This window comes from Achromobacter sp. UBA5777, assembly GCF_002418565.1.
Classification (GTDB): Bacteria; Pseudomonadota; Gammaproteobacteria; order Burkholderiales; family Burkholderiaceae_B; genus Achromobacter; species Achromobacter animicus.
In genome coordinates this window covers 1-7482 of record NZ_DIEJ01000168.1, presented here as the reverse complement: position 1 = coordinate 7482, position 7482 = coordinate 1, and the positions used below count along the sequence as shown (strand labels likewise).

6 protein-coding genes are annotated in these 7482 nt (G+C 67.6%); 4 read left to right on the top strand and 2 right to left on the bottom strand.

The genetic code is table 11. The annotated features are described in order from the left end of the window. Positions 1 to 1859: thiol reductant ABC exporter subunit CydC (cydC, locus tag B3446_RS13315; RefSeq protein WP_291381672.1), on the top strand; the 1859-nt coding region annotated here is incomplete at its 5' end. Between the two features lie 375 nt (positions 1860 to 2234). Beyond that, complete coding sequence (locus B3446_RS13310; RefSeq protein WP_291381670.1) at positions 2235 to 4121, top strand: ABC transporter ATP-binding protein; 1887 nt, start codon at positions 2235 to 2237, stop codon at positions 4119 to 4121. 150 nt (positions 4122 to 4271) lie between these two features. Here the strand turns inward: B3446_RS13310 and B3446_RS13305 are convergent, their stop codons facing one another. Further along, the gene (locus B3446_RS13305; RefSeq protein WP_191577342.1) at positions 4272 to 4904 is read right to left on the bottom strand and encodes a LysE family translocator; all 633 of its coding nucleotides are present in this window, start codon (positions 4902 to 4904) and stop codon (positions 4272 to 4274) included. 132 nt (positions 4905 to 5036) lie between these two features. On the opposite strand from B3446_RS13305, the gene B3446_RS13300 reads away from it, so the two are divergent. Further along, a complete protein-coding gene (locus B3446_RS13300) occupies positions 5037 to 5519 on the top strand; it encodes an Lrp/AsnC family transcriptional regulator (RefSeq protein ID WP_105238374.1) in 483 nt (160 codons plus the stop codon). Positions 5520 to 5685: 166 nt separating this feature from the next. On the opposite strand, the gene B3446_RS13295 is transcribed toward B3446_RS13300, so the two are convergent. Further along, positions 5686 to 6360, bottom strand: coding sequence for a DJ-1/PfpI family protein (locus tag B3446_RS13295; RefSeq protein WP_291381667.1), 675 nt, complete (start codon positions 6358 to 6360; stop codon positions 5686 to 5688). Between the two features lie 90 nt (positions 6361 to 6450). Here B3446_RS13295 and B3446_RS13290 point away from each other — a divergent pair, with 90 nt between their 5' ends. Continuing rightward, complete coding sequence (locus tag B3446_RS13290) at positions 6451 to 7338, top strand: GlxA family transcriptional regulator (protein ID WP_291381665.1); 888 nt, start codon at positions 6451 to 6453, stop codon at positions 7336 to 7338. The last annotated feature ends 144 nt before the right edge of the window (positions 7339 to 7482 follow it).

Genomic DNA, 7482 nt, shown 5'->3' with positions numbered 1-7482 from the left:
CGCCGCCCGCGGCGCGGCTGGCCGCGGACAACACCGCCGCTGAGTCCGACGACGGCAATGCGCCCGGCCCGGCCCAGCGGTCGCTGGACGCCGATGCCGATCAGGTCGGCTGGCGCGCCACACTGGGCACCCTGCTGTCGGTGGTGCGCCCATGGCGCGGCACGCTCATCGCCACCATTCTGCTGGGCGTGGCGCGTGTCGCCGCTTTCATCGGGGTGGGCGTGTTCAGCGCCCTGATCGTGGCCGCTATCCGCGATGGCGGCGATACCACCGCGCTGATCGTTGGCCTGCTGATCGCCGCCCCGCTGGCTGCGCTGTTCCATTGGCTGGAGTCTTGGCTGGCGCATGCGATGGCCTATCAGCTCCTGGCCGACATGCGCGTCAAGCTCTACGACAAGCTCGAACGGCTGGCGCCCGCGTACCTGCTGCAACGCCGCTCGGGCGATCTGGTCGCACTGGCCACGCAGGACGTGGAGATGGTCGAGTATTTCTATGCGCACACCATCGCGCCGGCCATCGTGTCCGTGCTGGTGCCGTTGTCCGTGCTGGGTTTCCTGGGGTTCTACAGCTGGCCGGTGGCGCTGGCGCTGCTGCCGTTCCTGGCCTACGCGCTGGTCTCTCCCGTGCGCGGCCGGCGCCGCGTTGACGCCCTGGGCGACAAGGCGCGCGAGGCGCTGGGTGAAATGAGCGCCCACACCACCGACACCATCCAGGGCCTGGCCGACCTGACCGCCTTCCAGGCGACGGGCCGGCGCCGCGATCAGTTCCTGCAGGTGGCCGACCACTATCGGGCGCGGCGTCTTGCCATTCTGCGCGACCTGTCCCGCCAGACCGCCTGGTTTGAAATCGCGATGGGCCTGGGCGGGCTCGCGGTAGCTGTCGTGGGCGCACTGCAGGTGCAGGCCGGTACGCTGGCGGCCGGCATGTTGCCGCTGCTGGTGCTGATCGCGCTGGCGACGTTCCTGCCGGTGTCCGAGATCTCGCAGGTCAGCCGGCAACTGGCCGACACCATTGCCGCCACGCGCCGCCTGCACGTGGTGGCCAACGAACCCGAACCGGTCGTGGACGGCCCCCTGCCCGCGCCGGTGGCGCCGCATGGCCTGTCGCTCGCCTTCGAGCGCGTCAGCTTTGCCTACCCCGGCAAGCGTCAGGACACGCTGCGCCACCTTAGCTTCACGGCGCCCGCCGGCGCCACGGTGGCGATCGTCGGCGCCTCGGGCGCGGGCAAGAGCACGGTGGCCAGCCTGTTGCTGCGCTTCTGGGATCCGCGCGAGGGCGCAGTCAAGCTGGACGGCGTGGACGTGCGCCAACTCCAGCTCGACGGCCTGCGCGAGCGCGTGGCACTGGTCACCCAGGACACGTATCTGTTCAACGACACGCTCGAAGGCAACATCCGGCTGGCGCGTCCCGAGGCCAGCCGCGAAGACCTGATGCGCGCGCTGGAACAGGCGGCGCTGGCCGACTTCGTGCAGCGCCTGCCCGAGGGTCTGGCCACGCGCGTGGGCGAACGCGGCATGCAGTTGTCGGGCGGTCAGCGGCAGCGCATCTCGATCGCACGCGCCTTCTTGAAGAACGCGCCGGTGCTGATCCTGGACGAAGCCACCTCGCATCTGGACACGCTTTCGGAAATGCAGGTGCGCGGCGCGCTGGACGTGCTGATGCGCCACCGCACGACGCTGGTGATTGCGCATCGCCTGTCCACCATTCGCGACGCCGACCTGATCCTGGTGCTGGACCGCGGCACGCTGGCCGAGTCCGGCACGCACGACCAACTGCTGCGCAAGCAGGGCGTGTATGCGCGGCTAGCAAGCCATCAAGGCGGGTATACCGCTGCTGGCGCGGCGTCGCTACCCGGTTAGCGGCGCGGCAACCACGCCTGTCGCGTTGACAAAAACCGACACCGCATTCCGTTCCCACGCACGGCCCGTTGATTCGCCTACATCACTTGGATAGAATCGGCAATTCGGGCCTGTGCCCACTTCCTTTTTTCCCCTCACCCACCGACAGGGAGGCCGCATGATGTACCCCATGCCGAACGCCGTCCCGCGCGTGTCCCCGCGACGCCATTAAGTCGTCGCCCGCGCGGCACCATCGCCAGTTACCTACTTGGCGACCGGTCCGCCGTGCCCATCTGAACCCCTAACGCAGTTGCCAGCGCCCTTTACGGCGCACGGCGTGTCTTTCCTCTTTCCTTTCAAGGAACCTGGCGTGTTTACTGCCGCCAGGCCATGGCAATGGCTAGAAAAAAAATCGATTTTCGTGGACAAGCCTTCAAGGATGTCCTGGGCTTTACCTTCCGCTATTGGGGCCGGCAGCCGCTGCGCATCGTAGTCATCATGGCGCTGGCGCTGCTGTCCGCCGTGGCCGACGTGCTGACCCCGATGTACGCCGGCCGCCTGGTCGACGCGGTGGCTTCGGGTGCGGCCGGCGACCAGCTTGCCTGGACCGCCGCCATCACCGCCTTCTGGCTGCTGGTTGCGCTAGGCGTGGGCGGGACGCTGCTGCGCCAGGCGGTGTTCCAGAACATCATCACCTTCACGCTGAAGATGATGAACGGCATCGCCTCGAACGCCTTCTACCGCGTGCAGCGCTTTTCGACCGACTGGCATGCCAACAGCTTCGCGGGCTCGACAGTGCGCAAGATCACGCGCGGCATGTGGGCGGTGGACCTGCTCAATGACACGTTGCTGGTGGCGCTGCTGCCGTCGATCGTCATGCTGGTGGGCGCCACCGCGCTGCTGGGCGCGCATTGGCCGTTGATGGGGCTGGTCGTGGGCCTGGGCTCGGTGCTTTACATCGCCGTCACCGCCACGCTGTCGCTGGCGTACGTGGCGCCCGCCGCGCGCCTGGGCAATGCCTGGGATACGCGCATGGGCGGCGCGCTGGCCGATGCGGTCAGCTGCAACGCCGTGGTCAAGGCCTTTGGCGCGGAGACGCGTGAAGAAGCGCGGCTGGACCGCGTCATCGACAAGTGGCGCCGCCGCACGCGCCGCACCTGGATCCGCGCCACGTTCAACGGCGGCATCCAGGGCGCGATGCTCGTCGCCATGCAGGCCTCGATCCTGGGCGCATCGCTGCTGCTGTGGTCGCGCAACCAGGCCAGCGTGGGCGACATCACGTTCACGCTGACCATGTTCTTTGTGCTGCAAGGCTATCTGCGCGACGTGGGCATGCACATCCGCAACCTGCAGCGCTCGGTCAACGACATGGAGGAACTGGTGTCGCTGGAAAAGCAGCCGCTGGGCGTGGAAGACCGGCCGGGTGCGGGCGATATCGCGGTGACTGCGGGCGAGATCCGGTTCGAAGACGTGACGTTCCGCTACGGCGCGCACAACGTCGCGCTGTACGACCGGTTCTCGGTGCGCATCGCGCCGGGCGAACGGGTGGGCCTGGTCGGCCACTCGGGTTCGGGCAAGACGACGTTCATCAAGCTGATCCAGCGCCTGTATGACGTGAACGGCGGCCGCATCACCATCGACGGGCAGGACATCGCCCACGTGAAGCAGGCGTCGCTTCGCGGCCAGATCGCGATCGTGCAGCAGGAGCCCGTGCTGTTTCACCGGACGCTGGCGGAAAACATCGCCTATGCCCGCCCCGGCGCGTCGCAGGCTGACATCGAGCAGGCGGCCCGGCTGGCCAGTGCGCATGACTTCATCATGGCGCTGCCCAAGGGCTACGAGACGCTCGTCGGTGAGCGCGGCGTGAAGCTGTCCGGCGGCGAACGCCAGCGCGTGGCGATTGCGCGGGCGTTCCTGGCGGACGCGCCCATCCTGATCCTGGACGAAGCCACGTCGAGCCTGGACAGCGAAAGCGAGGTGCTGATCCAGCGCGCGATGGACCGGCTGATGGAAGGCCGCACGACGCTGGTCGTGGCGCACCGCCTGTCGACGGTCCGGGCCCTGGACCGCCTGCTGGTGATGGACCATGGCCGCGTGATTGAAGAAGGCAGCCACGACGCGCTGATCCGCTTAAAGGGCGGCTTGTACCGGCGCCTGTTCGAGCGCCAGGCGCTGGAGCTGACCAAGGGACTGGATCCCGCGGAACTGCTGGAAGACGGCGCCGTCCCGCCGCCCGCCAAGGCTGACGAGGTCGACGCAGCGTCGTTCGCCTTCGGCAAGTAAAGCAGGTGCGGTGCTAAACAATAGGGCCCCGCGCGATTGCGCGCCGGGCCTTATTTTGTTGCGGATTTCGACGCATAGGGCCGGTGTCTGACACCTCATTTGGTCTTGGAAAACCATGGATGTCCAACTCCCGGCAAATTGCCGCGTACCTCAGACCGGGCGGTTGGCGAAGGTAAGGCGCAGGCCGAAGCCGATCAGGGCGGTGCCGAAGACCAGGCTCTGGATCTTTTGCGCGCGCGGGCTGGCGGACATCCAGCGGCCCACCGCGCCGCCCGCCAGCGCGCACAGCACGTCGAACGTCAGGCCCAATCCGACGAGGATGACGCCCAGCACGGCGAACTGCTGGCCAATCGGGCCGCGCTCCGGCGACACGAACTGCGGCAGGAGCACCGAGCAGAACAGCAAGGCCTTGGGGTTGAGCACATTGGTGAGCACGCCGCTCATCAGCGCGGGTCCCCAGCCTGCATGGCGCGGCGCGGCCTCGCCGTCCAAGGGCGGGATCGCCAGCGGCGCGCGCAGCAGACGGATCCCCAGCCACACCAGATAGCAGCCGCCCACCGTGCGCGCCGCGTCGAACGCCCACGGGTGCGTCTTGAACAAGGCCGCCAGACCCAGCGCGGCCAGCGTCACATGCGCCGCACGTGCAATCGCCAGGCCCGCCGCCACCGCCAGCGCCTGCCCGCGGCCGCGCAGCAAGCCGGTTTCCAGCAGCAGGATCATGTCCGGCCCGGGTACCACGTACACAATCAGCAAGGCTCCCAGAAACAACGCCATATCGGCCATGACCGCGCTCCACCGCAAGATTTCAATGGCGAGATTCTAGAAAAAAGGGGCTGGCATGTGCTTGCCATTCTTGCCAACTTGGATACCATTCCTGGCACAACACACCAATCCAAGCCTGAATTCCCCACACCTATGCCAAAACGCCAACTTGACGCCTACGACCGCCGGATTCTGGAGGCGCTGCAGAAGAACGGCCGGCTCACCAACGTGGAGCTGGCGGACCAGATCGGCCTGTCGCCCTCGCCCTGCTTGCGGCGCGTGCGGATGATGGAAGAAGCCGGCGTCATCCAGGGCTACGAAGCGCGGCTGGATCCGCACGAGGTCGGATTGGGATTGACGGTATTCGTTGGCGTGAAGGTCGAGCGCCACCATGAGCGCGACGCCGAAATGTTCCGCAACGAGGTCAGTGCGCTGCCGGAAGTGATCGCCGCGCATCTGGTGTCCGGCGAGTCCGACTTCCTGTTGCAGGTCGTGGTGCCCGATCTGCGCGGCTACGAGCAATTCCTGCTGCACACCCTGCTGAAACTGCCCGGCGTCAAGGACATCCGCAGCAACTTCGCGATCCAGACGGTCAAGCCGCAGAGCCCGCTGCCGCTGGACCATCTGGGGCGGTGAGCGGCGCAGCGATAAAGGCTGTGCCGCCCCTCTTCAAAGACAGGGGCACCGCTGTGACGGCATGAACTTCGCCGCCACGGCATCGCCATCTTCGCGCCACCTCACCCCCGCGGCATGGCCGCCGCCGACACGGCCGAATCGCCGCCCTCTTGCCATGTTTACCGCCTCACCGCATGGCCGCCGCCGCCCGATCCACCGCCGCGCTGCGTCGCTCGAATCGCGCCTGCGACATCGCCAGATAGCGCTCCACAATCGCCGGCTCGGACGTCTTGGGCGTGCCGCCCGGAAACGGCGGCTTCGGATCGTATTCGATCTGCAACTGGATCAGCTTGGCGACGTCCTCGCCGCAAAGCGACGCCACCACCTTCAACCCCATATCGATCCCCGACGTCACGCCGCCGGCCGTGAACACATTGCCGTCCACACACAGGCGCTCGTCGCTCGGCGTGGCCCCAAAGCGCGCCAGCAGTTCCCGCGCGCGCCAGTGGCTGGACGCCCGCTTGCCTCGCAGCAGCCCGGCCGCACCCAGCAGCAGCGATCCCGTGCAGATGCCGAACAGATATTTGGCGCCCTGCCCCTGCCTGCGGGTGAAATCCACCCACGCCGGATCGACGATGGCGTCGTCCGTGCCCGGCCCGCCCGGCACGACCAGCAGATCGCAAGGCGGCACCGAGTCGACTGTTTGCGTGGGCACGAAGCGCAACCCCCGGTCGCAGCGCACCGGCTCCATCGTTTTTGCGACAAAATCCACGGTAAATCCCGGCGCGTTCGCCAGCACTTCGTACGGCCCGGTCATATCAAGCTGAGTCAGCCCTTCGAACAAGACGATATTCACCTTCATGACGTTGCTCCCATGAAAACGCCAGAACCCAGCATAGGCGAACGCGCGCCGCGCGGTGCGCCAGAAAGCGCGCCAATCGCGCCACAACGCGTGACGTTCGTGCTGTACGACGGTTTCCAGCCGCTGGACCTGGCCGGCCCGTGGCAGGCCTTCAGCTCCGCCAACGAAGAGTCGGGCCGCCAGCTATATGCCTTGAACACGATCGCGGCATCGCCGGTGGTAACCACCTGGGAACAGGGGTTGCGCATGCAGGTGGACGGCACCTTCGAGGCGGACGGTGACGCGCCCATCGACATGCTGCTGGTGCCCGGCGGCCCTGGCGTGGATCGCGCCGCGGCGCACGGCGAAACGCGCGCCTGGCTACGCCGCCGCGACGCCGGCACACGCCGCACCAGCAGCGTCTGCACGGGCGCATTCATCCTGGCCGCCGCTGGCCTGCTCGACGGCCGCGCCGTGACCACGCACTGGCGCTCGGCCGACCGGCTCCGCCAGCTTTACCCCGGCCTGCGCGTCGACGACGACCGCATCTTCATCGAAAGCGGCAAATACTGGACCTCCGCGGGCGTCACCGCCGGCATCGACCTGGCGCTGGCGCTGATCGAACGCGACTTCGGCGCCGGGCTGTCCCAGCAGGTCGCGCGGCGGCTGGTGGTCTTCATGCGCCGCAACGGCGACCAGCGCCAGTACAGCCAGACGCTGCGACTGCAGGACCGCGTGGCCGCGCCGTTCCGCGAGCTGGTCGAAAAAATGGAGGCAAGGCTGTCAGCGCGCTGGTCGGTGGACGACATGGCCGACGCCTGCGGCATGTCGCGGCGCACCTTTCAGCGCAAGTTCGCGGCTCACTTCGGCGTCACGCCGGCCGAAGTGCTGCGGCGTCTGCGCGAAGAGCGCGCCGGTGCCTTGGAGGGCGCGGGGAAGATGACGAGGAAGGCTGTCGAGCAACACGTAGGTCCGGTGTACAAGCGTTCGCGGCAGTAGCGGTTAGGATGCGTCAGCGGCGATAACGGCAGGCTGCGTCCGATCTTCGTAGGTCGCCCGACGCCGCAGTCCCCGTTGGCACGAGCGCCCACGATTGCGGTCCGGAGCCTTCGCTCCGGCCTCCCCCTTCGTCATCTTCGTCCG